Below are 23,934 nucleotides of genomic sequence, written 5' to 3'. Positions count from 1 at the left end.
CCGATCGGGGGTTCAGGCGGCGTCGCGCAGCGAGCGGCCGGTGACGGTGAGGAAGACGTCGTCGAGCGAGGGCCGGGCCAGGTGCAGAGACTCCAGCTCCACTCCGGCCGCGTCCAGGGCGCGCACCAGGCCCATCAGCGCCTGGTCGCCGTCGTCGACGGTCAGCCGCAGGGTGCCGCCGGTGACGGTGGCCTCGCGGACGGCGGGATGCCGCGACAACGCGGCCCGCGCCCGCGCGACGGCATCACCGCCCACCGCGCCCGCCGCCTCCGCCTCCGCGGCCATGTCCGCGGCCCCGGCCGGCAGTCCGAGGGGTGCGCCGGCCAGGGTGAGGGTGACCACGTCGCCCGACACGCGCCGCTTGAGCTCGGCGGGCGTCCCCTCGGCCACGATCCGGCCGTGGTCGATGATCAGGATCCGGTCGCACAGCGCGTCGGCCTCGTCCAGGTAGTGGGTGGTCAGGAAGACGGTGGTGCCGTCCTCGGCGCGCATCCGCCGGATGTGGTCCCACAGGTTGCCGCGGCTCTGCGGGTCCAGGCCGGTGGTCGGCTCGTCCAGGAACACCAGCGGCGGCCCGTGCACCAGCCCCAGCGCGATGTCCAGCCGCCGCCGCTGCCCGCCCGACAGCGCCCCGCACGGCCGGTCGGCCAGGCCCTCCAGATCCAGGCGCGCGCACAACCCGGCGATGCGCCCGGCCGGGTCGTCCACCCCGTACAGGCGGGCCTGCAGGTCCAGCTCCTCGGCGGCCGGGACGGCCGGATCGGTGCCGCCGCCCTGGGCGACGTAGCCGATGCGGCGCCGCACGCCCGCCGGGTCGGCGCGCAGGTCGTGCCCGGCCACCACGGCGGCGCCCGCCGTCGGCGCCAGCAGCGTGGTGAGCATCCGCAGCGTGGTCGACTTGCCCGCGCCGTTGGGGCCCAGGAACCCCACGATCTCGCCGGGCGCCACGCTCAGGTCCACGCCGCGCACCGCCTCGACCGTGCCGTGCTTGGTGGTGAACGTCCGGGCCAGCCCGCTCGCCTCGATCACTGTCGTCCCTCCCTCTCGGAATCGCCGACGTTAGAGTAACCACAAAAATTAAGTCACTCCAAATTCTCTGTGACCCCAAGGGCGGATAGACTCCCGGCATGGGCGAACGGGAGACGGCGGCGGCACCCGAGCAGGCACCCGGACAGGCGCCCGGGCGGACCTCTGAGCAGGTCTCCGAACCGGAGCTGGGACTGCGCGAACGCAAGAAGCGCGAGACGCGGCGGCGGATCTCCGACATCGCCACCGGGCTGTTCATGATGCGCGGGTTCGACAACGTCACCGTCGCCGACGTCGCCCGGAACGCCGACGTGTCGGTCAACACGGTCTTCAACTACTTCAAGACCAAGGAGGACCTGTTCTTCGACCGGCAGGACGAGATCACCGAGCAGGCCGCCCGCGCGCTGCGCGACCGCCGTCCCGGCGAGTCCGTCGTGGCGGTCTTCCGGCGCGAGTTCCTCACCGGCCTGGACCACCGCTCCTACCAGACCGCCTTCCACGAGGGTTCGGAGATCTGGGCCAAGACCGTGCAGGACAGCCCCGCCCTCACCGCCCGCGCCCGCGAGATCGGACTGCAGGCGCAGGCCGGGGTCGCCGCCCTGCTCGCCGAGGAGACCGGCGCCGACCCCGACGACATCACCCCGCGCATCACCGCCGCGATGCTCTTCTCCGCGCAGTGGGAGCTCATCGACGACATCCAGCGGCGCAAACTCGCCGGGCAGAGCCTGGAGGAGATGCGCGACACCGTCTACGCCAACGCGCGCCGCGTCTTCGACCTGCTCGAGAAGGGCCTCGGCGACTACGCCGCCCGCCCCGCCGATTCAGGCCCTGAATCGGGCCCTGAATCGGGCTCCGCTCGAAAATAGGTGTCGGGGCACTCGGGGTGATTCTTAAACTCCATGATTGCGGAGGCACTCATGGACACCCCCACCCACGTGAACACCCCCACGCTGCTGGCCCACCTCGAGACCCACACCGGCGCGCTCACCCTGCCCCGGGGCGGCACCCTGTGCTGGGACGACGCCGACTTCCACCGCGCCGCCTACACCGCCGACCCCGAGGGGTACGCGCTGCTGGGCCTGGCGCCCGGCGTGCTGCCCTGGCAGCGCGCCCGCGTCCTGCTGCAGACGCTCGCCGCCTCCCACGCGGACCTCGACGACGGCACCCGCGCCACGCTCGCCCAGGTCGCCCGCGTCCTCACCCTCGCGCTGCCGCCCGCCGCCGTCATCACCGTCCTGCTCGGGCTGCGGCGGCTGCGCGCCAACCACAAGCACACCACCCGCACCGCGCTGCGGTTCGTCCTGGAGCACCCCGAGGCCGACGCGCTCATCGCCGCCCGCCGGCCCGCCCTGGTCGACTGCTTCGAGCACGCGCTCGGCAAGGCCACCGCGCGCGGCTGCGCCCGCCGCGTCGGCGACGGCGACACCGGGTCGGACTACCTGCAGCGCCGCCTGCTGCGGTTCCTCACCGACCCGCACGCCGCGCTGCCGCGCGTCCGGGCCCTGTACGGGGCGGCCGGCGACGACGCCGTGCTGCCCTACGAGCCGGTCCTGCCGCTGGACCCGCCCCGCGAACGCGGCCCGGTCGTCACCGCCACCAACCGCGGCGACATCGCCGCCACCCTGGTGCACCTGTACCGCGGCGGCCCCGCCGCCGACCTGACCGGCGCGCTCGGCGGATACCTCGACGCCGCCACCGCCGCGCTGCCACGGTTCGAGGGATCGGTCGCGCTGGTCCTGGACGCCTCGGTGTCCATGCGCGGCTACGGCGACCGCGAATGGGCCGTCCTGTCGCAGGCCGTCGCGCTGCGCATGGTGCTGTCACGGATCTGCGCCCGGCTGCGGGTCGTCGAGATCGGCGGCGGCGAACGCGACCCCAGCGGCGCCACCGACCTGGCCACCGGCCTGCTCGACGCGCTGGAGACCGCACCCGACCTGGTCGCGGTGGTGTCGGACGGCTACGAGAACCTGTTCCCCGGCGACCTGGCCCGCGTCGCGGCGTCCCTGCCGCGCGCCGGCGTCACCACCCCCGTGGTGTTCTGCCACGCCCAGTTCACCGGCGCCGACGACCTGACGCTGCGGCGCCCCGCCCCCGCGCTGCCGCAGCGCGGCTTCTGGCACCAGGACGACTTCACCGAACTGCTGCCCTGGATGTTCGGGCACTGCACCGCCGGCGGGCCCTGGCTGCGCGCCGCGATGCGCACCCGCCTGGACGTCCTGCACCGGCAGGCGGCACAGATGGGAGGGATCGCCGCATGACCACCACCGGCAGCACCCGCAAGACCGGCACCGGCGCGACGGCCACCGACGCGCTCGCCCCGGACACCCTGGTGCCCGGGCCGCTCGCGCTGGCCCGGCACCGGCTCGGCGTCCCGCAGCGCGCGGGCGCCCTGACGATGGTGCCCATCACCGGACCCGCCTACGAGGGCATCGTGCCGCCGCGTTCCGGTCTCAAGCTGTCGCAGGTCGCCGGATACGGGCGCGTCGAGCTGCGCAACGGCGCCACCGACGGCGTCGCGATCGTGCCGCTGCACATCGGCTACATCCAGGACGCCGCACAGAACCACGCACTGTGCCGGTCGGCGTTCCTGGCGCCCGGCGCGGCCCTGATGTTCGAGGACGCCTGCTGCGTCCAGGAAAGCCAGGGCGGCTACCTCACCGGCCGCGACCAGTGGTTCTTCGTGCTGCCCGCCGAGCTGCGCGCCCGCGCACTGGAACTGCGCGGCGTCGAGGGCTACAGCAAGCTGTGGGACGACATCGGCCGGCTCAACCGCCGCTACGGGCTGCCCCAGCGCGGCCACCTGGAGCAGGTGCTGTCACGCCGCCGCGCGGTCCTCACCCAGTACCGGAGCCGCCTGGAGCTCCAGCCCGGGCAGCTGGGCGCGCTGTTCTTCGTCGGCGACCGGTTCGCCGGGCTCGAGCTGGCCCCCGACCCGGTCTACTTCGCCGAGCTGTGGATGGCGCTGGTCTGCTTCGCCTACGGCCCCGCCGCCTGGCACGCCGAGCGCACCGCCCAGCCGCCCACCGCCGCGACCACCGGCGGACCGGCCTCGAACCCGGCCTCAGGCCCAAGCCAGGGCCAGGCGGCGGGGGAGGGCGTGCCGGCCGGATTCGACGCGGGCGACCTGGCCGGGCTGCGGGCCGCGCTGGAACGCGACCGCGCCGCCCGCATCGACGAGGTCGCCGGATGGATCGCCGCCATCCCCGCCGCCGGCGCGCGCCTCCAGGAGGAGGAGCGCTACCTCGGGCTGCGGCTGTCGACGGTGACCGGCGGCGAGGTGGCCGGCCAGATCGTCACCGACGGCGACCGGCCGGTCTACGCCTCGCTGTTCGCCCGGACGATCGCGTAAACGGGTTGCCCGGGGCCGCCGGGACCACTTGAATATGACGCGGGAACTGAGCCGGGCGCGTCGGGCAGAACCCTGATTCCAGATCTGGGATGACGTTGAACAAGCGATCCTGAGCCCGATGAGAGCGCCGGCCGCCCGTCCCGCTTTCTGCCCCGCTACGCCCCGTCCACCAGATAGGGCTCCAGGGCCTTGCGCACGTCCGGCGGGATCTCGGTCTTCCGCTTGGTCGCCGGCTCGATGAACACGTGCACCATCTCCCCGTCGGCCATCAGCCTGTCGCCCACCCGGAACTCCGGCCGCACCACCATGCTGGTCGTGCCGAGCTTGGCGATCGGCATCCGCACGTCCACCAGGTCGTCGAACCGCGCCCCCTCGCGGTAACGGATCCGCGCCTCGGCCACCACCAGGTCGTAGCCCTGCTCCAGGATGTCGGTGTACGGGCCGATCACCGCCCGCCACAACTCGGTCAGCGCGACATCGTAAAAGAACAGGTAGTGCCCGTTGAACACCACGCCCTGCTGGTCGCATTCGCTGTAGCGCACCCGCAGCCGATGTGTGAACGTCTCCGCCATGGCGGCCATCCTCACCCACCGCGACCGCCCCGCACATCCCCCGCGCGGGCGAACATGATCCCGGCGAAGATCGTCCTCCGGCAGGAGCAGCCGCGCGGCGGACGGCGCGGGGCGGGCGTACGGCGCGGGGAGTTACGGGGCGGGGGGTTACGGGGCGGGCCCGCCGTGCGGCGCGCGGTCAGCGGGTGGCGCGGACCAGGTCGTTGACCTCGGGCAGGACGGCGTCGGCGACGCGGACGCCCCGGTCGACCAGGCCGTTGGCGTGGAACAGGTCGGCGGCGTGCTGCTGCTCGGCGACGAACTCCTCCTCGACCGGGTGCAGGCCCCACGGACGGGTGCGCAGCGCGTGCTCCCAAGCGTCCAGGTCGGCGTCCTCGGAGGTGAAGAACCCGGCCGCCTCGCGCGGGTTCTCCCGCACCCAGGCGTCCGACTCCTGGAGCGCCGCCACGATCGCGGCCAGCTCGTCACGGCGCTCGGTGGCGAACGCGCGGCTGGTGAACCACAACGACCGGTGACTGAACAGCCCATCGGTCTCGATCACCGTCCGGACCTCCGTGCGGCGCTCCACCTCCGTCAGGAACGGATACGACCCCACCCAGGCGTCGACATCCCCGTTCAGGAACAGCTCGGCGGCGTTGCCGTAGGCGTCCACCGGCTCGATGTCGCCCCAGCTCAGGCCCGCCTTCTCCAGCGCCAGCAGCAGCAGCGTCGTCTGCCACGACCCGTGGCCGAGCGCCACCCGGCGACCCTTCAGATCGGCGGGCGAGGCGATCGGCGAATCGGCGCGCACGACCAGCCGCCCGTTCTCGACGCGCGGGCCCGACACCGCCACGTACACCACGTCGTGGCCCTTGGCCTGCGCGGTGACCGGCGGCGTCGAGCCCGTGCCGATGAAGTCGTACCCGCCGTCGAACAGATGGTCGCCGTGCACCGACGGCAGGCCCTCGGCGGGGGAGGGGCGCCGCCCGGCCGGCAGCGACCGCAGATCGACCCACTCCACGTCCGGGACGGCGCGTTCCAGGACGCCCCGATGGCGCAGCACCCACAGCGAGTTGTTCTGCGGGAAGAATCCGACGCGAAGGCTCATGAGGTGTTTCCTTTCAGCAAGGGCAGTACGTGGCGGCCCACACGCCGGGCCTCTTCCAGATGGGGGACGCCGGCCAGGATGAAGGCGTCCACACCGAGCGCGATCAGCTCGTTCAGCCGCTCGGCGACCTGGTGGTAGTCGCCGACCAGGCCGAACAGCGGGCCCGGTCGCAGCCGGTTGAACCCGCCCCACACGTTCGGCTGGACCTCCAGATCCGCGAACGCGTCGCCCGCGCCCGCGGTGAACGCGCGGCCGCGCTGCCAGCCGACCGACCCGCTCGACTCCGGGGTACGGTCCCGCTCGCCGACCCGGGCCCAGCCCTCCCGGATCTCCTCCCAGGCCTCCTCCTCGGTCTCGCGCGCCAGCACGTCCACCCGCACCGCGAACTTCGGCGGCGTGTCACTGTGCCGGCGCACCAGATCGAACTTCTCGGCCAGCGCCTCGAACGGTTCCAGCCACGACAGGTAGTAGTCGGCGTGCCGCCCGGCCGCCGCGATCGCCGCGGGCGAGGACCCCGAGAAGAAGACCTCGGGGAACGGCTGGTCGCGCAGGTCCGCGGGCAGCCCGGCGCCCTCCACCCGGTAGAAGCGGCCCTCATGGTCGAACGGACCGTTCCAGGCGCCCTTGAGCACGTCCAGGAACTCCGACGTGCGGGCGTACCGGTCGTCGTGGTCGACCTTGTCGCCCCACCACAGCTGCTGCGGGCCGCCCCCGCCGGAGATGATGTTGTAGACCAGCCGGCCCCCGCTCGCCGCCTGCAACGACGCCGACATCCGTGCCGCCTGCACCGGATGCAGGAAACCGGGCTGGAAGGCGACCATGAACCGGTACGCCCGAGTCTCGGCCGCCAGCGCCGCCGCGGCCGCCCACGGGTCGTCGGTCTCGGGGAACGACGGCATCAGCCCCCCGACGAAACCGGCGCGCTCGGTGGCGCGGGCCACCTCCGCCATGTAGTCCAGCGGCCCGTACCCGTCGGGCTCCCCGCCGCGCAGCCCCGGCCCCAGACTCCCCGGCCGGTACGGGCCGAACCCGCCCCGCGTGATGTCGCCGAGCCGCAGCGCGGGCGCGTCGCCCTCCATCGCGATCCGCCAGTAGACGTCAACCGACACTCTCGGACTCCTTCCCGACCAGCGGCAGCACCCGCTGCGCGAACGCGTACACGTCCGCGACCGGCGCCGACGGCACCAGGACGAACTCGGCGACGCCCTGATCCCGGCGACGTGCGATCTCCTCCACCAGCCGCCCCTCGGCACCGGGCGCGCCGAGGCCGAACGGCAGCCGCACCGCCGCCTCGACCCCCTCCGGAACCAGCGCCGGATCCTCGCCGGCCTCCAGGACGTGCACGTCGGCGTGCCGCGCCGACAACTCCAGCGCCCGCGGTGAGGTCCCCGACAGGTAGACGCGAGGGAACGGGCGGGGCACCCGCGAACCGGGCAGCCCGCCGTCCAGCACCTGGAAGTACTCCTCCTCGTAGCTGAACGGGCTGTCGTTCCACACGCCCCTGGCGATCGTGAGGAACTGGTCGGCCCGTGCGTAGCGCGCGTCGCCCTCCAGGAAGTCGCCGTGCGCGCGGGCGACCGCCGCGGGCAGGTCGACGGTCATCTGCCAGGCCAGCCGCCCGGCCGCGTACCGCTGCAACGACGCCGACACCTTCGCCGCGTACACCGGCGTCGCGATCGCCGGATGGAACTCGGCGGTCACCTGCAGGTACCGGGAGGCGCGCAGCAGCTCCGGCGCCAGGATCAGCGGGTCGTGCCCGCCCGGGTCGAACGGGACGAACACCCCGTCCAGCCCGCCCAGCTCCGCGCCCCGCGCGGCCGGGCGGTGCTCGGGCTCCCGCCCGCCCGGCCGGACGTCGGTGAGGAACTCCGGCAGCTCGGCCCGCCGCGGTGGACGGGTGGGCACCACCACGTGGAAACGAGTCAACGTGCCACTCCTTCCGGCTCTCGCGCCGGCTCGGACTCCAGCCCGGACCGCGGTCCGGACTCCGGTTCGGATTCGGGTTCGGATTCGGGTTCGGATTCGGGTTCGGATTCCGGTTCGGGTTCCGGTTCGGGTTCGCGTACGCCCAGGTCGGACAGCAGCCGGCGGCGCAGCGCGGTGAAGACCGGATCGGTGGGGTCGCGGGGCCGCCGCACCTCCACCCTCTCGTCGGTGACCAGCGTGCCGTCCCGCAGCACCGCGACCCGGTCGGCCAGCCGCACCGCCTCGTCGACGTCATGGGTGACCAGCAGCACCGCCGGCCGGTGCGTGCGCACCAGGTCGTCGACCAGGTCCTGCATGCGCAGCCGGGTCAGCGCGTCCAGCGCCGCGAACGGCTCGTCCAGCAGCAGCAGCTCGGGCTCGCGCACCAGCGCCCGCGCCAGCGCCACCCGCTGCGCCTCACCGCCCGACAGGGTGTGCGGCCACGCCCGCGCGTGGTCGGCCAGCCCCACCTCGGCCAGCGCCCGCTCCCCGCGTTCGCGCGACCGGCCCCCGCGCGGCAACCCCACCAGCACGTTGTCCAGCGCCCGCTTGGAGGGGACCAGCCGCGGCTCCTGGAAGACGATCGTGCGGGCCTCGGGCGCCAGCACCGTGCCGCCGTCGGGACGGTCCAGCGCGCCGAGGATCCGCAGCAGCGTCGTCTTGCCGGTGCCGCTGGCGCCCAGCAGCGCCACGAACTCGCCGCGGCGGATGTCCAGGTCCAGGCCGTCCAGGACCGCGCGGGTCCCGAACACCCGCCGCAGGCCCTCGATGTGCACCGCGACGTCGCCCGCCGCGGCCGTGTCGTCACCGTGCTCGCTCATCGCGCCGCCTCCTTCGCCCGCCACGGCATCAGCACCCGCTCGGCCCCGCGGGCGACCAGGTCGGCGATCAGCCCCAGCACCCCGTAGATCAGCACGCAGACCGACAGGATGTCGGTGCGCGAGAAGCTCATCGCCTGCGTCATCAGGTAGCCGATCCCCGCGGTGGAGTTGATCTCCTCGGCCGCGATGAGCGCGATCACGCTGAGCGTCATCGACAGCCGGAACCCCGCCAGCAGCGACGGCAGCGCGCCCGGCAGCACCACCTGGCGGACCAGCGGCCACCCGCGCAGCCCGAACGAGCGCATCGCCTCCAGCAGCCGCCGGTCGACGTTGCGGACACCGCCCGCGGTCGAGACGTACATCGGGAACGTCGTGGCGACCGCGATCAGGATCACCCGCGCGGACTCGCCGATCCCGAACCACACCATGAACAGCGGCACCAGCGACAGGAACGGCAGGGCGCGCAGCAGCTGCAGGGGAGAGTCCAGCAGCTCCTCGCCGATCCGCGAGAAGCCGGTGATCACGCCCAGGAACAGGCCGATCGACAACCCCAGCGCCAGCCCGAGCACCGCGCGGGTCAGGGAGACCCGCAGCGCGTCGGTGAGCTGGCCGTCCGCCCACAGCTCGTGGGCGGCGGACGCGACCGTCGCGGGCGAGGCCAGCACGTCCGGGCGCAGGACCCCGGTCGCCGAGGCGAGCCACCACCCGCCCAGCAGCGCCAGCGGGCCCAGCGTCCGCAGCGCCAGCGTCACCTCGCGCCGCCGCGGCTTGGGCAGCCTCGGCCGCGGGACGACCAGCCCCGGATAGGCGGCCGGGGCCGGGGCCGGGGCCGGGGCGGGGGCGGGGGCGGTCACGCGCCGCTCCCGGCAAGGCTCAGGACGTGCGGCTTGACGTCCACCTTGGCCGGCGTGACCTTCAGGTCGGCGAAGAACCGCGCGACGCCGTCGAAGTCGGCCAGCTGGGCGGCGCCGATCGGCGCCGCCGCCGCGCCCTGGCGCAGGTTGCTGATGGTGAGCTCGCGCGCCGCGCCGTTGAACGCCTGCGGCCCCGCCTCGGTGAACACGTTGATGAACGCCGCCGGGTCCTTGATCTGCTGGAGGCCGCGCTCGCGCAGGTACTCGTAGAACGCCTGCACGACCTTGGGGTGCTCCTCGGCGAACCTGGTGCGCACCGCCCAGATGGAGTAGTTCTGCGACCCGACCTGGTCGCCGTTCACCAGGAAGCGCGCCTTCCCCTTGGAGATCTCCGGGACCGAGTAGGCGGCCCACACCGCCCACGCGTCGACCTGGCCGGAGTTGAACACCGGCGCCGTCTCGGCCGGGTTGAGGTAGACGCGCTTGACCTGGTCGGGCTTGACGCCCTCCTTCTCCAGCGCCTTGAGCAGCAGGTACTCGGCGGTGCCGCCCTTGTTGACGGCCACCTTCCTGCCGATCAGGTCGCGCACCGTGGAGATCGGGGAGTCCTTGCGCACCAGGATGCCCTCGCCGGCCTTGTCCGGCGCGATCTGGGCGAACAGCTTGAAGCCCGGCTTCTGGCCGAGCGCGGCGATCGCGGAGGTGATGGACCCCTGGGAGAAGTCCAGCTGGCCGGCGTTGATCTGCTGGGCCGCGGGGGCGAACGGCCCGGTGCTGCCCGTCCAGGCGACCTTGGTGTTCACCGCCGACAGCGCCTTGGCCAGGGAGCCGTCCTTCTTGCCGCGCGCCAGCACCCCGGAGTTGCCGGGGTCGGGGACCCGCAGGACCACCGTCCCGTCGGAGGACGAGGCCGACCCCGACGCGCCACCGCAGCCCGCGGCGGCGAGAACGGCCGCGGCGAGGACGCCCGCGGCAAGGACCCGGCGGCGGGCCCGATACCGGAAACCAAAGCGCGTCATGACTGCTTCTCCTGTGAGACGAGGGTGAGACGGGGAAGGAGGTCCCGCGCCGCCGCCAGCGGTGCGGGATCGGCCCAGGTGGAGACGTCCACCCGGGAGTCGTGGAAGCCGTGGCCGCGCAGGAACGCCTCCTGCTCGGCCAGCAGCTCGAGCCGGTCGTCGCCGAGCCCGGCGTGCAGCTCGCGGTGCCGGCCCGCGTCGTAGGCGCCGGCCACCCCGCCCGGACCCGAGCCGGTCTCGGCCTCCAGGACGCGGGCGAACCCGGCGGGATGCTCGCCGGCCCAGTCGGCCGCGGCCAGCAGCACCGCCAGGAAACGCACGACCAGGTCCTGGTGGTCGTCCAGCAGGCGCTGGTCGACCGTGATCGGGCGGGGCGTGCCGTTGTTGACCCGGGCACGGCGGCCGGCGAGGGCGTCCAGGTCGACGGCGACCTCGGCGCCGTACCGGGCCGCGGACTCCACCGCGACCGCGCCCTTGGTGTAGACGGCGTCGACCCGGCCGTCGCGCAGCGCCGCCAGCTCCGGTTCCCACTGGCCGGGCAGGACGTCGCCGTCCAGGTCGACGAGCTCGACGTCGGCCAGGGTCAGGCCGGCCTGGCGCAGCGCGCCGTCGAAGCCGCGCAGCGCCATCGCCCGCCAGAAGTCGATGTCGATCGTGCGCCGCGGCACCGCCACCCGCCGGCCCTTCAGATCCTGGGGTCCGTGGATGCCCGAGCCGGGCCGCGCCACGATGACCTGCCGCTCCTCGAACCAGGTCAGCCCGATCAGCCGCGTGGGGGCGTCGTTGGAGCGCGCCCACAACGCGGGAACGTTGCCGCCCTCGCGGATCAGCGTCGGCAGCCGGTGGCTGAAATGCTCGCCGCGGACGTCGCCGACGCCCTGCTCCTGGAGGGAACGGACCCGGATGCCGTCCGGCGCGAACTCGGCCTCCAGCCAGCCCTGATCCGCGGCGATGCCGGTGGCGGTGGGAACGGGACAGCGGGTGAACCAGAGGTTCTCCGGACGCGTGGTGACCATGAGCCGGAAGTATTTACAACAAAACCTACCAACTCAACATAGATCCCATATCGTGGGAAACTATTCGCCCCGAGCATCGAGGTGACCACTCGCTATGCAACCAGGTAGGTTCGGTCGAGTTTTCCGTATTGTGGGCAGGGGGAGTCAGGCGTGTCGGTGACCAACGGCGCCAAGGGAAGCCAGGCGGTGACGCGCGCCCTGAACGTGCTGCACTGCTTCCGCGACGGCGGCCCCGCGCTGACCGCCTCCGACATCGGCCGGCGGCTGGGCCTGACCACCTCGACGGCGCACCGGCTCGTCCGGACCCTCAACGACGCGGGCTTCCTCGTCCAGGACACCGCCGGCGCCCACTACCGCATCGGCCCGTCCGTGCTCGAGCTCGGCCTGCTCTCCTTCCACCAGCGCGGCCTGCACCACGCGGGCCCCGAGCTGGAGCACCTGGCCCAGACCACCGGCGCCACCGCCGACCTGGCGATCCGCAGCGGCAACCACGCCCTCCTGCTGGCCGGCGTCACCGTCCAGCGCGCCGACCCCGGCGTCGGGCTGCGCCGGCCGCTGCACTCCACCGCCCTGGGCAAGGTCCTGCTGGCCTGGGCCAGGCCCGGCGAGGACGACCTGGCAGAGCTCGGCCCGCTGCGCCCCCTCACCGGGCGCACCATCGCCGACGTGCGCCGGCTGCGCGTTGAGGTCGACCGGGTCCGCGCCGTGGGCCACGCGATGAACGACGGCGAGTCCGCCGAGGGCGTGCGCACCCTCGCCGTGCCCCTGCTCGACCGCGCGGGCCACGCCCGCTACGCGCTCGCGCTGCGCTCGACGCCCGAGGTCATCACCGAGGCCCGCATCCCCTGGTTCCTCGCCCACGCGCAAGGTTGCGCCCGCGCCCTGGAAGTCCTCCTGCTGCCCCCGGCGGAGCGCCGCCACCACTGAGCGCCCGCGAAATCCAGGCAAAGATCGCCCCGTCGCGGGTGCGTGCGCCGCGGCCCCGCGCCCGGCCGTGGCTAGCGTTGCCGCCATGGCGCAGTCCCATGATCCACCGGCCCGGCCCCCGGACGCGGTGGACGCGGCCGACCCGGCGCGGGCCATGCCGCCCTGGCTGCTCAAGGCGTTCGTGCTGGCGGCCTCCACCGTGCTGCTGTTCGCCGGGGCGCTGTGGCTGCTGGCCAAGCTCAAGGGCCTGCTGCTCCTGCTGCTGACCTCGCTGTTCCTGGCGTTCGCCATCGAACCCGCCGTCAACTGGCTGGCCCACCGCGGCTGGCGCCGCGGCGTGGCCACCGGCGTGATGTTCCTGGTCATCACCGCGCTCGGCGCGGTCTTCTTCGGCGTGCTCGGCTCGCTGCTGGTCTCGCAGGCCACCAACCTGGTCAACGGCTTCCCCGGCTACGTCGACCAGCTCATCGACTGGATCAACCAGACCTTCGGCACCGGCCTGTCGCAGGACACCCTGCTCACCAGGCTGCCGACGATCACCGAGGAGATCTCCAAGCACCTGTCCGGACTGGCCGGCAACGTCTGGGGGATCGGCGCCACCGCCCTCGGCGTGCTGTTCCAGGGCCTGGGGGTGCTGCTGTTCACCTTCTACCTGTCGGCGCAGGGACCGCAGTTCCGCCGCACCGTCTGCTCGCTGCTGCCGCCGCGCCGCCAGCAGCAGGTGTTGTGGGCGTGGGAGATCGCCGTCCACAAGACCGGCGGCTACATCTACTCGCGGGCGCTGCTCGCGCTGTTCTCCGGCATCGCCCACTACCTGGCGCTGTGGCTGCTGGACGTGCCGTACGCGCTGACGCTGGCGCTGTGGGTCGGCGTGGTCTCGCAGTTCATCCCCACCGTCGGCACCTACCTGGCGGGCGCCGCGCCGGTGCTGGTCGCCCTCGGCAAGAGCCCCGCCACCGCGCTGTGGGTCCTGCTGTTCATCATCGCCTACCAGCAGTTCGAGAACTACATCCTGCAGCCCAGGATCACCGCCCGCACCCTGGACATGCACCCCGCCGTCGCGTTCGGCATGGTCCTGGCCGGCGCCGCCGTCATCGGGCCCATCGGCGCGCTGCTCGCCCTGCCCGTCGGCGCCAGCCTGCAGGCCTTCCTCGGCGCCTACATCCGCCGCTACGACGTGGAGGACCACCCGCTCACCGAGGTCGCGCGGCCCGGCGTGCGCGAACGCCTGCGCGACCGGCCCCGCGGCGAACGCCGGCAGGACGACGGCGACGGCGCTGATGACGGCGACGGCGCTGACGAACGCCGTCAGGACGGTTGACGACCGGCATGCGCGTGCTTACGTTGCCCTCAGGAACTCGATCTTGGTCGGGGTCCTCCGCCGGTCGGGGGCGGCGCCGAAGCGAGCCCAGGGAGCCGACATGCACCGTCCCCGTCGAACCGTCCTGGCCGCCGCGGTGGCGGCCCTGGCCCTGTCCGCCGTGACGCCGCCCGCGCGGGCCGCCGCACCCGGCGGGGGAGAAGGCCACGGCCACGGCAAGGACCGGCAGCTGCTGCGCCTCATCGACGCCATGACGCTGGAGGAGAAGGCGGCGCAGCTGTTCGTGCTCCAGGTGTACGGCAAGAGCGCCGACACCACCGACCCCGCCGACGTCGCCCGCAACCAGAAGCTGTACGGCCTGGACAACGCGGCGCAGCTCATCTCCCGCTACCAGCCCGGCGGCATCATCTACTACTCCGCCGACCCGCCCAACGTCACCGACCCGCCGCAGCTCGCCGCGTTCTCCAACGGCATCCAGCGCGCCGCCGCCTCCACCCGGCTGAAGATCCCCGCCACCATCGCCACCGACCAGGAGGGCGGCATCGTCGCCCGCGTCCAGCCGCCCGCCACCCAGTCACCGGGCAGCATGGCCCTGGCCGCCGGCCGCAGCACCCGCGACGCGCGCACCCTGGCCCGCATCACCGGCCGGGAGCTGCGCGCCATCGGCATCGACCAGGACTACGCGCCCGACGCCGACGTCAACGTCAACCCCGGCAACCCGGTGATCGGCGTGCGCTCGTTCGGCTCGGACCCGGCGCTGGTGTCGCGGATGGTCGCCGCGCAGGTCGACGGCTACCGCGACGGCGGCGTCACCGGGACCGTCAAGCACTTCCCCGGCCACGGCGACACCACCACCGACAGCCACATCGGCGTGCCGCGCGTCGAGCACACCCGCGAGCAGTGGGAACGCGTCGACCTGCCGCCCTTCAAGGCCGCCATCGCGCGCGGCGCCGACTCCATCATGACCGCGCACATCATCTACCCCGCCCTGGACCCCTCGGAGGACCCCTCCACGCTGTCCAAGCCCATCCTCACCGGCATCCTGCGCGGCGAGCTGGGCTACAAGGGCGTCATCGTCACCGACGCGCTCGACATGCAGGGCGTGCGCACCAAGTACGGCGACGACCGCGTCCCGGTGCTGGCGCTCAAGGCGGGCGTCGACGTGCTGCTCAAGCCGCCCTCCTTCGACGCCGCCGGCAACGGCCTGTTCCGCACGCAGCTGAACGCCGTCGTCAACGCCGTCCGCGGCGGCGAGCTCACCGAGGAGCGCATCGAGGAGTCGGTCTACCGGATCCTGGCGCTGAAGAAGAAGCGCGGGCTGTTCCGCGACGCGTTCGTGGACGAGTCGAAGGTCGGCGACCTGGTCGGCACGCCCGCCCACCTGGCCGCCGCGCAGCGCGCCACCGACCGCACCACCACCCTGGTCAAGAACGACGCCGGGCTGCTGCCGCTGGCCCCGGGAGCCCGCAAGGTCCTCGTCGCCGGCTGGGGCGTCACCACCACCCGCCTGCTCGGCGAGGAGCTCACCAAGCGCGGCGCCACCGCCACCGTGTCCGAGAGCGGCGTCAGCCCGACGCCCGAACGTGTCCAGCAGACCGTCGCCGCCGCCCAGGACCAGGACCTGATCGTCGCCGTCACCAACCGCGCCTGGGACATCAAGCCCTCGCTGCCCGGCGAACCCCACAACGGCCCCGGCCAGATGAACCTGGTGAAGGCGCTCGTCGCCACCGGCAAGCCCGTCGTGGTGGTCGCCGCCCGCGACGCCTACGACATCGCCTACTTCACCGAGGCGCAGACCTACCTGGCCACCTACTCCTACACCGCCGAGGCCGTGCGGTCCCTGGGCAAGGTGCTGTTCGGCGAGCTCGACCCGTCCGGGAGGCTGCCGGTCACCATCCCGGCGCAGGGCGACCCCGGCCAGGCCCTCTACCCGTTCGGCCACGGGCTGGCCTACCGCCGCTGACCCGCCGCTGACCCGCCGCCGACCCGCCGGGATCCGCCCCGGTCGCCTTTCCGGTGATCGGGGCGGTCGACGCGGCGGGGCCCCGGATGGTAGGCACGTCTCTAGAACGCGATTCGAATTGTGGACAGGGGATCCGATGAGCACACCCGCCCCGTCGCCCGCGCCGGCCGCCGGCCCGCCGCGTTTCGGCATCTTCCTCGCGCCGTTCCACCCCGTCGGCCAGAACCCGACCCTGGCGCTGGAACGTGACCTCGACCTGGTCGTCCACCTGGACGCCCTCGGCTTCGACGAGGCCTGGATCGGCGAGCACCATTCGGCCGGGTTCGAGATCATCGCCTCGCCGGAGGTGTTCATCGCCACCGCCGCCGAACGTACCCGCCACATCCGCCTGGGCACCGGCGTGTCCTCGCTGCCCTACCACCACCCGCTGATGCTGGCCGACCGGATGGTGCTGCTGTCGCACCTCACCCGCGGCCGCGTCATGCTCGGCGTCGGGCCCGGCGCGCTGCCCTCCGACGCGTCCATGATGGGCATCGAGGTCGCCCGCCAGCGCGACATGATGGAGGAGTCGCTGGAGGCCGTCCTGGCGCTGCTGCGCGGCGACGAGCCCGTCACCGCCAAGACCGGCTGGTTCGAGCTGCGCGACGCGCGCCTGCAGTTGCGCCCCTACCGCGGCGAGCTGGAGGTCGCGGTCGCCGCCATGGTGTCCCCGTCCGGGCCGCGCGCCGCCGGCCGGTTCGGCTGCAGCCTGCTGTCGCTGGGCGCCACCCAGACGGCCGGGTTCGACGCGCTCGGCTACCACTGGGGCGTCATGGAGGAACGCGCCGCGCAGTTCGGCACCACCGCCGACCGGGCCGGCTGGCGGCTGGTCGGGCCGATGCACCTGGCCGAGACGCGCGAGCAGGCCGCCCGCGACGTCGCGTTCGGGCTGGCCGACTGGGTCGGCTACTTCCAGAAGGTCGCCGCCCTGCCCATCGCCCCCGACACCGACGACCCCGACGCGCTGGTCGAGGCGATCAACGCCACCGGCCTCGGCGTCATCGGCACGCCCGACGACGCGATCGCCCAGATCCAGCGGCTCGCCGAGCAGTCCGGCGGCTTCGGCACCTACCTGCTGATGGCGCACGACTGGGCCGACACCGCGCAGACCCGCCGCTCCTACGAGCTGTTCGCCCGCTACGTCGCGCCGGTCTTCCAGGGGTCGGCGGCGACCCTGGCCGCCAGCCGCGACTGGGCCGCGGAGAACCGGCCGCGGTTCATCGGCGCCGCCACCGAGGCGATCATGGCGAAGGTCCAGCAGCAGGCCGACGAATCGGGCGCCACGCCGGGGGGCTCCTGAACGGAACGGAGCATCGGCCCAGGTAGGGCAGGATCGGGGGCATGCAGAAAGGAGCTCGCACTCCGCTCTCGGCACCCGCCCGGACACGGCGGTACGCGCTGCCGCTCGCCGCCGCCGTCGTCGCGGTCGCGACCACGCTCGACGTGCTCGCCGGCGGGCTCCTGCGCCAGTTCGACCAGTGGACGTTCGCGGGCGGGCTGCCGCCGCGCACCGGCGCCTGGCACCTCTTCTGGCGCACGATCGTCAACGGCGGCCAGTACTGGATCGTCGCCACCCTCGCCGCGCTCGCCGCCGCGTGGACCGCCTGGCGGCGGCGCGGGCAGGGCCGGGGCAGGGCGCTCGGCCTCCTGGCGGCGTGCGCGGCCTGGCTGGTGGCGACCGAACTGGTGATCAGGGCCGCCCAGACGGTGTTCGCGCGCACGCCGCCGCGTACCGGCGTCGACGAGCTCTTCCAGGCCGGATACCTGTCCTATCCCTCCGGGCACGCCGCCAACGCCGCCGCGTGCTGGATCTTCATCCTCGCCGCGCTCGGCGCGTCCCGCCGCTGGACGGCCGCCGCCCACCTGCTGATCGCCGGCGTCGCGGTCGCGGTGGTGACGCTGGGCTACCACTGGCCCACCGACGCCCTGGCGGGGTGGGGCCTGGGGGCCGTCCTGGGCTGCGCGGGCCGTGAGCTGCCGCGGAGGTGGCCTGGGTCACAGCCCGCTCCGGGGGATTGACCGTAACCAAGCGCTTACCCAAACATGAGGGTAGTGGGTACACGGAAGGCGGTACGACGGTGACCATCCAGGCGCCCGGCGGGCAGGTCGGCGACATCAACCTCAGTGATCTGCGGTTCTGGACACGCCCCCTGGAGGAGCGCGCGGCCGCGTTCGCGGTGCTGCGGTCCGAGGACGGCCCCCGGCTCTACCCCGACCCGCCGGTCCCGTTCACCAAGCGCGGCGAGGGCTACTGGGCGCTGGTGCGGCACGCCGACGTCGCCGAGGCCAGCCGCAACCACAAGATCTTCTCCAGCGAGCCCAACGCCACCAGCGTCATCGACTCGCCCGGCTGGCTGGACCGCTACGTCAACTCCATGATCAACATGGACGACCCGCGGCACGCCAAGATCCGGCGGATCGTGTCCCGCGCGTTCAGCCCGCGCATGCTCGCCAAGACCGAGGACGACGTGCAGCGCCGCGCCGCGCGCATCGTCGACGAGCTCATCGCCGCCGGCCCCGGCGACTTCGTCGAGAAGGTCGCCGTCCGGCTCCCGGTCGAGATCATCTGCGACATGCTCGGCATCCCCGACGAGCTCTACCCGCGCGTCATCCGGCTGACCAACATCGTGCTCGGCAACTCCGACCCCGAGTACACCGGCATCACCCCCGACATGGGCCGGATCCGCACCGGCCTCGGCCTGGCCAAGGTCGCCTGGGCCAGCCGCGAGCTGCACCGGATCGCCGCCAGGCTCGGCAGGGAGCGCACCGGCACCGGCACCGGCGACCTGACCTCCGCGCTGGTGAACGCCAACGTCGACGGCGAGAAGCTCACCGCGCAGGAGTTCGGCACGTTCTTCCTGCTGCTCGTGGTGGCCGGCAACGAGACCACCCGCACCGCCATCGCCCACGGGCTGAAGCTCTTCAGCGACAACCCGCGCCAGCGCGAGCTGCTGCTGGAGGACATCGACGGCCGCCTGCCCGGCGCCGTCGAGGAGATCGTGCGGCTGTCCACCCCGGTCATCTGCTTCCGCCGCAACCTCGCCCAGGACCACGAGATGAACGGCCACCACTACCGCAAGGGCGACAAGGTGCTGCTGTTCTACAACTCGGCCAACCGGGACGAGGACGTCTTCCCCGACCCCGACGCCTTCGACATCACCCGCGACCCCAACCCGCACGTCGGGTTCGGCGGCCCCGGCCCGCACTTCTGCCTGGGCGCCAACCTGGCCCGCCGCGAGATCTCCGTGATGTTCCGCGAGCTGTTCACCCGGCTGCCCGACATCCGCACCGACGGCGAGCCCGACCGCCTGGTCTCCAACTTCATCAACGGCATCAAGCGCCTGCCCTGCACGTTCACCGCCCCCTGACCGGAGCGGCCAGAGGGCGGATCAGGCGCCGCGGTGCTCAGCCGGCGATGTCGGCCAGCAGCCCGGCCAGCTCGGCGGGCTTGGAGAACATCGGCCAGTGGCCCGTCGGCAGCTCGCGGTAGGACCACTCGGGCCCGGTCATGAGGCTGAACGCCGGGTTGCCGCTCGCGGCCATCTGCTCGATCGCCGCGAGCGGGAAGGTGCTGAGGATCGCGGTCTTCGGCGTGGCGGGCGGCGTGGCCGGCCGGGCCAGCGGCTGGGTCGCCGCGCCGAACGGCTCGGGCGTGCCGCGCTCGGCGAACGCGGCCAGGTGCTCGGCGGTCAGCCCGGCGATCATGTGCGCGTCGGCCTCGGCGTCGAAGCGCGGCACCGGCAGACGCCAGCCGTCGCCCTCGGCCTCCACCTGCTTGCGCAGCGCCGCCTGCTCCTCGGGGTCGGTGAAGTCGATCTGCGCCATCCCCGACGGCAGCGGCCCCGAGTCGACGTAGACGATCCGCGCGAGCCGCCCGGGAACGCGGTCGGCGGCGCCCGTGACCGGCATGTTGGCGCCGCTGTGCGCGACCAGGACCACCTCGTGCAGGTCGTTGTCCTCGATGACGCCGATGACGTCGGCGATGTGGGTGTCCACGTCCACCTCGGGCGTCGCCTCCGCCGCCCGCTCGGCCACGCCCGTCAGCGTGACCGCGTGCACCCGGTGGCCCGCCGCCCGCAGGCTGGCCGCGACCTCGTCCCACGCCCACGCGCCGAGCCAGAAACCGGGAACCAGAACGAACGTCGCCATCTCGCGCCTTCTTTCTTTCTTCTGTCTCGAGGTGTTCTTCCGAGCCGATGTCCTTAACCTAGAGTCGATACCGGACAGTTCCCGCCCGGATTAAGAGAGTGACCTGTGTCACGTCCCACGACGCGCGTGCTCACGATGCTGGAGCTGCTGCAGGCGCACCCCCGCATGCGCGGGGTCGAGCTGGCCGAGCGCCTGGGCGTCGACGAGCGCACCGTGCGGCGGTACGCCGCCCGCCTCGACGAGCTGGGCATCCCCGTGGTCGCCGAACGCGGGCGCTACGGCGGCTACCGGCTGATGCCCGGCTTCAAGCTGCCGCCGCTGATGCTGACCGACGACGAGGCGACCGCCGTGGTGCTGGGACTGCTGGCCGGGCGCCGCGTCGGCCTGCCCGGCGAGGCGACCGAGCGCACCCTGGCCAAGGTGCAGCGCGTGCTGCCGCCCGCGCTGCGCGACCGCGTCCAGGCGTTGCAGGACACGCTCGCCTTCACCCTCGCCGCCCGCGACGCCACCGCGCCGGGCACCGCCGCCCTGCTCACCCTGGCCGCCGCCGCGCGCGAACGGCGCCGTGTGCGGATCCGCTACCGCTCCTTCCAGGGCGAGGAGAGCGAACGCGACGTCGACCCCTACGGCCTGGTGTTCCACTCCGGCCGCTGGTACGTGACCGGGCACGACCACCGCAGCGGCGAGACCCGCACCTTCCGGGTGGACCGCGTGGCCGCGGCCACGCCGGGCGAGGACACCTACGAGGTCCCCGAAGGGGTCGACCCCGTTCAGCACGTGACCCGGTCGTTGTCGCGGGTGCCCTACCAGCACGAGGTGGAGGTGCTGCTGGAGACCGGCCTGGAGGAGGCGCGGCGCCGCGTGCCCGCGTCCACCGCCACCCTCACCGCCACCGACGGGGGAGTGCTCATGGTCACCCGCGCCGAGAGGCTCGACGGCATGGCGCAGATGCTGGCCGGGCTGGGCTGGCCGTTCGTGGTGCGGCGTCCCGCCGAGCTGCGCGACGCGGTCCGCGCGCTCGCCGACACCCTGCGCGCCCAGGCCGACCGCTGACGGAGACGAGCACAGCCGAGCCTGTCCAACCGGGCGGGGTCAGGGGCCGATGTCGGCCGGGCGGTGGTGCAGCAGCCGGATCAGCAGGCGGGTCAGCTCGGCGCGCTCGGCGTCGTCCAGCGAGTCGAACCACTCCCGCTCCCGCAGGGTCTGCTCGCAGAACGCCTCGCGCACGGCCGCCTCGCCCGCCGGGGTCAGGGCGACCACGACCGCGCGCCGGTCCTCCGGCATCGACCGCCGCTCGACCAGGCCGCCGCGTTCCAGCGTGTTGACCGCGTTGGTCACCGCCGACCGCGACATGACCGACAGCTCGGCCAGCCGCACCGGCTGCGTCGGGCCCAGCAGCCACAACTTGAACATCAGCCGGAACCCCGGCAGCGTCAGCCCGCGCGGGCGGTGGACGCGGTTTTCCAGGTCGGTCACCAGCAGGTAGGACAGCTGCAGCAGGTGATAGGCGAGATCGAACGCGGCGGGATCGGCGGGCGGCGGCATCGCGGCCAGCCGTTCGCGGGCGAACGCCGCGTACCGCACGTCCACGGGGACGACCTGCCGCTCGGCGTCGGCTCCGGCTCCGGTCACCGCCCAAGTCTTGCGCACCCGCGCACCCGCCGGGAATATTGTTTCGGCCATAACAACCTGGAGCCGGGTGACCCGTGAACCTCGAACCCCTCGCCACGTTCACCGTGCGCCTCGACCCGATCCTCGACCTCGGCGACTCCCAGTGGGGCCGCCGCCGCTTCGTGGCGATCACCGGCGGGTCGTTCGACGGCGCCCGCCTGTCGGGCGAGGTGCTGGCGGGCGGCGGCGACTGGCAGGTCGTGCACGCCGACGGCTCGATCACCGTCGACACCCGCTACACCCTGCGCACCCACGACGGCGCCCACCTCTACATCTCCACCAGCGGCGTGCGGCACGGCCCGCCCGAGGTCCTGCGGCGCATCGCCGACGGCGAGATCGTCGACCCGTCCGAGTACTACTTCCGGCTGTTCTGCCGCTTCGAGACCGGCGACCGGCGGTACCAGTGGCTCAACCGCACCCTGGCCGTCGCCTCGGCCGCCCGCACCGCCGACGCCGTGAAGTACGACGCCTACACCCTGACGTGACCCTGCTGACGTGACCCTGCTGACGTGACCCGACCCCGCCCCACCCGCCGCGAGGAACCCCGATGCCCAAGCTCGACCCGTCCCCGTACACCGTCACCGTCGACAACGACGTGGCCATGCCCATGCGCGACGGCACCCTGCTGCGCGGCGCCGTCCACCGGCGCACCGACGGCGGGCCGTTCCCGGCGCTGCTGGTCCGCACGCCCTACGGCGAGGAGTCGTTCCGCATGGTCGCGGTGACGGCCGCGCTCAAGGCCGGCTTCGCCGTGGTCACCCAGCACTGCCGCGGCCGGGGCACCAGCGACGGGGAGTTCCGGCCCTGGCTGGACGAGGGCGACGACGGGCACGACACCATCACCTGGATCACCGCGCAGCCCTGGTGCAACGGCGAGGTCGTGATGAGCGGGATGTCCTACCCCGCCGGCTGCGCGCTGCAGGCCGCGGCCACCCGTCCGCCCGGCCTGAAGGCCGTCGTCGCCTCGATGACCCCGCACGACTTCTACGACGGGCTGAAGTACCACGGCGGCGCGTTCGCGCTCGGCTCCGCGCTCAACTGGGGGTCGCTGCAGTCGATCCTCGGCCTGATGCACGCCGCCGACGCCGGTGAGGACGTCGGTGCGCGGCTGGGCGCGCTGTTCCCGATCCTGGGCGACCAGAACGCCGCCGTCCGGACCCTGCCCGTGCGCGACGTCCCCAGCATCCCCTGGTGGCGGGAGTGGGTCGACCACCACGAACGCGACGCCTACTGGCAGGAGACCGCCGAGACGTTGCGGCACGACCGCATCGAGGTGCCGGTCATGCACACCGCGGGCTGGTTCGACCTCTTCCTGCCCGGCACCCTGGAGAACCACCGCCGCCTCGGCGGCCCGCTGGTCATCGGCCCCTGGACCCACCTCGGCCCCGGCGCGTCCGGCGCCGGGCGGCTGGACTTCGGGTTCGCCGCCTCCGGCCGCGCCGCCCAGCTCGACCAGCGGCAGCTGGCCTTCCTCCAGGGCCGGGACACCGGGCCCGCCGTGCGGATCTTCGTGATGGGCGACGACGTCTGGCGCGACGAGGAGGCCTGGCCGCTCGCCCGCGCCGTCGACACCCGCTACTACCTGCACGGAGACGGGGTGTTGTCGACCGAACCCGCCACCGCCGCCGCCGAGCCGGCGACCTTTGCCTACGACCCGCGCGACCCCGTCCCCACCCTCGGCGGGCCGCTGCTGCTCGCCGACCCCACCAACGTCGGCCCGCAGGACCAGCGCGACCTCGAACGCCGCCCCGACGTGCTCTGCTACACCAGCGACGTCCTCGACGCCGACGTCGAGGTGACCGGCCCGCTGTCGGTCACCCTGCACGCCGAGACCTCCGCCGCCGCCACCGACTGGACGGCCAAGCTCGTCAACGTCCACCGCGACGGCCGGGCCATGAGCGTCATCGACGGCATCGTCCGCACCACCACCGCCTCGGGCACGTTCACCATCGACCTGGTCGCCACCAGCCAGGTCTTCAAGGCCGGCCACCGCATCCGGGTCGAGATCTCCAGCTCCAACTTCCCGCGCTTCGACCGCAACCCCGGCACCGGCCGCCCCGCCGCCGAGGCCACCGAGGACGACCTGGTCGTCCAGCACCAGACGGTGTTCCCCGACTCCTACATCACCCTCCCGATCGTCCCGCGTTAACGGCCG

The 23,934-nt window shown here is 73.4% G+C and carries 23 protein-coding genes; 12 read left to right on the top strand and 11 right to left on the bottom strand.

Annotation, left to right across the window (positions count from 1 at the left end; translation table 11 throughout):
- Positions 1 to 12: 12 nt before the first annotated feature.
- A complete protein-coding gene (locus ABZ810_RS36690; protein WP_358411169.1) occupies positions 13 to 1,029 on the bottom strand; it encodes an ATP-binding cassette domain-containing protein in 1,017 nt (338 codons plus the stop codon).
- Between the two features lie 98 nt (positions 1,030 to 1,127).
- Here ABZ810_RS36690 and ABZ810_RS36685 point away from each other — a divergent pair, with 98 nt between their 5' ends.
- The 3 genes from ABZ810_RS36685 to ABZ810_RS36675 are packed head-to-tail and all read left to right on the top strand — an operon-like array spanning position 1,128 to position 4,375.
- A complete protein-coding gene (locus ABZ810_RS36685) occupies positions 1,128 to 1,892 on the top strand; it encodes a TetR/AcrR family transcriptional regulator (RefSeq protein WP_358411167.1) in 765 nt (254 codons plus the stop codon).
- Between the two features lie 51 nt (positions 1,893 to 1,943).
- Positions 1,944 to 3,284, top strand: coding sequence for a hypothetical protein (locus tag ABZ810_RS36680; RefSeq protein WP_358411165.1), 1,341 nt, complete (start codon positions 1,944 to 1,946; stop codon positions 3,282 to 3,284).
- Positions 3,281 to 4,375, top strand: coding sequence for a DUF6569 family protein (locus ABZ810_RS36675; RefSeq protein ID WP_358411163.1), 1,095 nt, complete (start codon positions 3,281 to 3,283; stop codon positions 4,373 to 4,375). Before ABZ810_RS36680 ends, ABZ810_RS36675 begins: the two co-directional genes overlap by 4 nt.
- A gap of 155 nt (positions 4,376 to 4,530) precedes the next feature.
- Here ABZ810_RS36675 and ABZ810_RS36670 read toward each other — a convergent pair whose 3' ends face one another.
- The 8 genes from ABZ810_RS36670 to ABZ810_RS36635 all read right to left on the bottom strand — a co-directional run bounded on the left by ABZ810_RS36670 (position 4,531) and on the right by ABZ810_RS36635 (position 11,709).
- The gene (locus tag ABZ810_RS36670; RefSeq protein ID WP_358411161.1) at positions 4,531 to 4,947 is read right to left on the bottom strand and encodes a thioesterase family protein; all 417 of its coding nucleotides are present in this window, start codon (positions 4,945 to 4,947) and stop codon (positions 4,531 to 4,533) included.
- Between the two features lie 178 nt (positions 4,948 to 5,125).
- Entirely contained in the window at positions 5,126 to 6,034 is a 909-nt protein-coding gene (locus ABZ810_RS36665; RefSeq protein ID WP_358411159.1) for an ABC transporter substrate-binding protein, read from the bottom strand.
- On the bottom strand, positions 6,031 to 7,143 hold the full coding sequence (locus ABZ810_RS36660; protein ID WP_358411158.1) for an LLM class flavin-dependent oxidoreductase: 1,113 nt from the start codon (positions 7,141 to 7,143) through the stop codon (positions 6,031 to 6,033). The genes ABZ810_RS36665 and ABZ810_RS36660 overlap by 4 nt, the downstream gene beginning before the upstream one ends.
- The gene (locus tag ABZ810_RS36655) at positions 7,133 to 7,960 is read right to left on the bottom strand and encodes an LLM class flavin-dependent oxidoreductase (RefSeq protein ID WP_358411156.1); all 828 of its coding nucleotides are present in this window, start codon (positions 7,958 to 7,960) and stop codon (positions 7,133 to 7,135) included. The genes ABZ810_RS36660 and ABZ810_RS36655 overlap by 11 nt, the downstream gene beginning before the upstream one ends.
- Positions 7,957 to 8,820 carry an ABC transporter ATP-binding protein gene (locus tag ABZ810_RS36650; protein ID WP_358411154.1) on the bottom strand — a complete coding sequence of 288 codons (864 nt, stop codon included), beginning with the start codon at positions 8,818 to 8,820 and terminating at the stop codon, positions 7,957 to 7,959. Before ABZ810_RS36650 ends, ABZ810_RS36655 begins: the two co-directional genes overlap by 4 nt.
- Positions 8,817 to 9,674: an ABC transporter permease gene (locus ABZ810_RS36645; protein ID WP_358411152.1), complete on the bottom strand. Its 858-nt coding sequence runs from the start codon at positions 9,672 to 9,674 to the stop codon at positions 8,817 to 8,819. Before ABZ810_RS36645 ends, ABZ810_RS36650 begins: the two co-directional genes overlap by 4 nt.
- On the bottom strand, positions 9,671 to 10,693 hold the full coding sequence (locus tag ABZ810_RS36640) for an NrtA/SsuA/CpmA family ABC transporter substrate-binding protein (protein WP_358411150.1): 1,023 nt from the start codon (positions 10,691 to 10,693) through the stop codon (positions 9,671 to 9,673). The genes ABZ810_RS36645 and ABZ810_RS36640 overlap by 4 nt, the downstream gene beginning before the upstream one ends.
- The gene (locus ABZ810_RS36635) at positions 10,690 to 11,709 is read right to left on the bottom strand and encodes an ABC transporter substrate-binding protein (RefSeq protein WP_358411147.1); all 1,020 of its coding nucleotides are present in this window, start codon (positions 11,707 to 11,709) and stop codon (positions 10,690 to 10,692) included. The genes ABZ810_RS36640 and ABZ810_RS36635 overlap by 4 nt, the downstream gene beginning before the upstream one ends.
- A 150-nt stretch (positions 11,710 to 11,859) precedes the next feature.
- Here ABZ810_RS36635 and ABZ810_RS36630 point away from each other — a divergent pair, with 150 nt between their 5' ends.
- From ABZ810_RS36630 to ABZ810_RS36605, 6 genes are all read left to right on the top strand, one after another.
- The gene (locus tag ABZ810_RS36630; protein ID WP_358411146.1) at positions 11,860 to 12,636 is read left to right on the top strand and encodes an IclR family transcriptional regulator; all 777 of its coding nucleotides are present in this window, start codon (positions 11,860 to 11,862) and stop codon (positions 12,634 to 12,636) included.
- Between the two features lie 85 nt (positions 12,637 to 12,721).
- The gene (locus ABZ810_RS36625) at positions 12,722 to 13,957 is read left to right on the top strand and encodes an AI-2E family transporter (protein ID WP_358411144.1); all 1,236 of its coding nucleotides are present in this window, start codon (positions 12,722 to 12,724) and stop codon (positions 13,955 to 13,957) included.
- A 100-nt stretch (positions 13,958 to 14,057) separates the two neighbouring features.
- Positions 14,058 to 15,920: a glycoside hydrolase family 3 protein gene (locus ABZ810_RS36620; RefSeq protein ID WP_358411142.1), complete on the top strand. Its 1,863-nt coding sequence runs from the start codon at positions 14,058 to 14,060 to the stop codon at positions 15,918 to 15,920.
- Positions 15,921 to 16,056: 136 nt separating this feature from the next.
- Positions 16,057 to 17,259, top strand: coding sequence for an LLM class flavin-dependent oxidoreductase (locus tag ABZ810_RS36615; RefSeq protein ID WP_358411140.1), 1,203 nt, complete (start codon positions 16,057 to 16,059; stop codon positions 17,257 to 17,259).
- Between the two features lie 41 nt (positions 17,260 to 17,300).
- A complete protein-coding gene (locus ABZ810_RS36610) occupies positions 17,301 to 17,978 on the top strand; it encodes a phosphatase PAP2 family protein (RefSeq protein WP_358411139.1) in 678 nt (225 codons plus the stop codon).
- A 59-nt stretch (positions 17,979 to 18,037) separates the two neighbouring features.
- On the top strand, positions 18,038 to 19,327 hold the full coding sequence (locus tag ABZ810_RS36605) for a cytochrome P450 (RefSeq protein ID WP_358411138.1): 1,290 nt from the start codon (positions 18,038 to 18,040) through the stop codon (positions 19,325 to 19,327).
- 37 nt (positions 19,328 to 19,364) lie between these two features.
- Here the strand turns inward: ABZ810_RS36605 and ABZ810_RS36600 are convergent, their stop codons facing one another.
- Positions 19,365 to 20,108, bottom strand: a complete 744-nt coding sequence (locus ABZ810_RS36600) for an alpha/beta hydrolase (RefSeq protein WP_358411137.1) — start codon at positions 20,106 to 20,108, stop codon at positions 19,365 to 19,367.
- A gap of 105 nt (positions 20,109 to 20,213) precedes the next feature.
- Between ABZ810_RS36600 and ABZ810_RS36595 the strand changes: the two genes are divergently transcribed.
- Entirely contained in the window at positions 20,214 to 21,161 is a 948-nt protein-coding gene (locus tag ABZ810_RS36595; protein WP_358411136.1) for a YafY family protein, read from the top strand.
- A gap of 39 nt (positions 21,162 to 21,200) precedes the next feature.
- Here ABZ810_RS36595 and ABZ810_RS36590 read toward each other — a convergent pair whose 3' ends face one another.
- A complete protein-coding gene (locus ABZ810_RS36590) occupies positions 21,201 to 21,740 on the bottom strand; it encodes a MarR family transcriptional regulator (RefSeq protein ID WP_358411135.1) in 540 nt (179 codons plus the stop codon).
- A gap of 74 nt (positions 21,741 to 21,814) precedes the next feature.
- On the opposite strand from ABZ810_RS36590, the gene ABZ810_RS36585 reads away from it, so the two are divergent.
- Both ABZ810_RS36585 and ABZ810_RS36580 read left to right on the top strand, forming a co-directional pair.
- Entirely contained in the window at positions 21,815 to 22,264 is a 450-nt protein-coding gene (locus ABZ810_RS36585; RefSeq protein WP_358411133.1) for a DUF3237 domain-containing protein, read from the top strand.
- Between the two features lie 62 nt (positions 22,265 to 22,326).
- The gene (locus tag ABZ810_RS36580; RefSeq protein WP_358411132.1) at positions 22,327 to 23,928 is read left to right on the top strand and encodes a CocE/NonD family hydrolase; all 1,602 of its coding nucleotides are present in this window, start codon (positions 22,327 to 22,329) and stop codon (positions 23,926 to 23,928) included.
- Positions 23,929 to 23,934: the final 6 nt, after the last annotated feature.

It is taken from the genome of Spirillospora sp. NPDC047279 (genome assembly GCF_040643285.1).
Taxonomy (GTDB): Bacteria; Actinomycetota; Actinomycetes; order Streptosporangiales; family Streptosporangiaceae; genus Spirillospora.
Note: the sequence above shows the minus strand (reverse complement) of the source record. Positions and strands in the feature narration are given on the sequence as shown.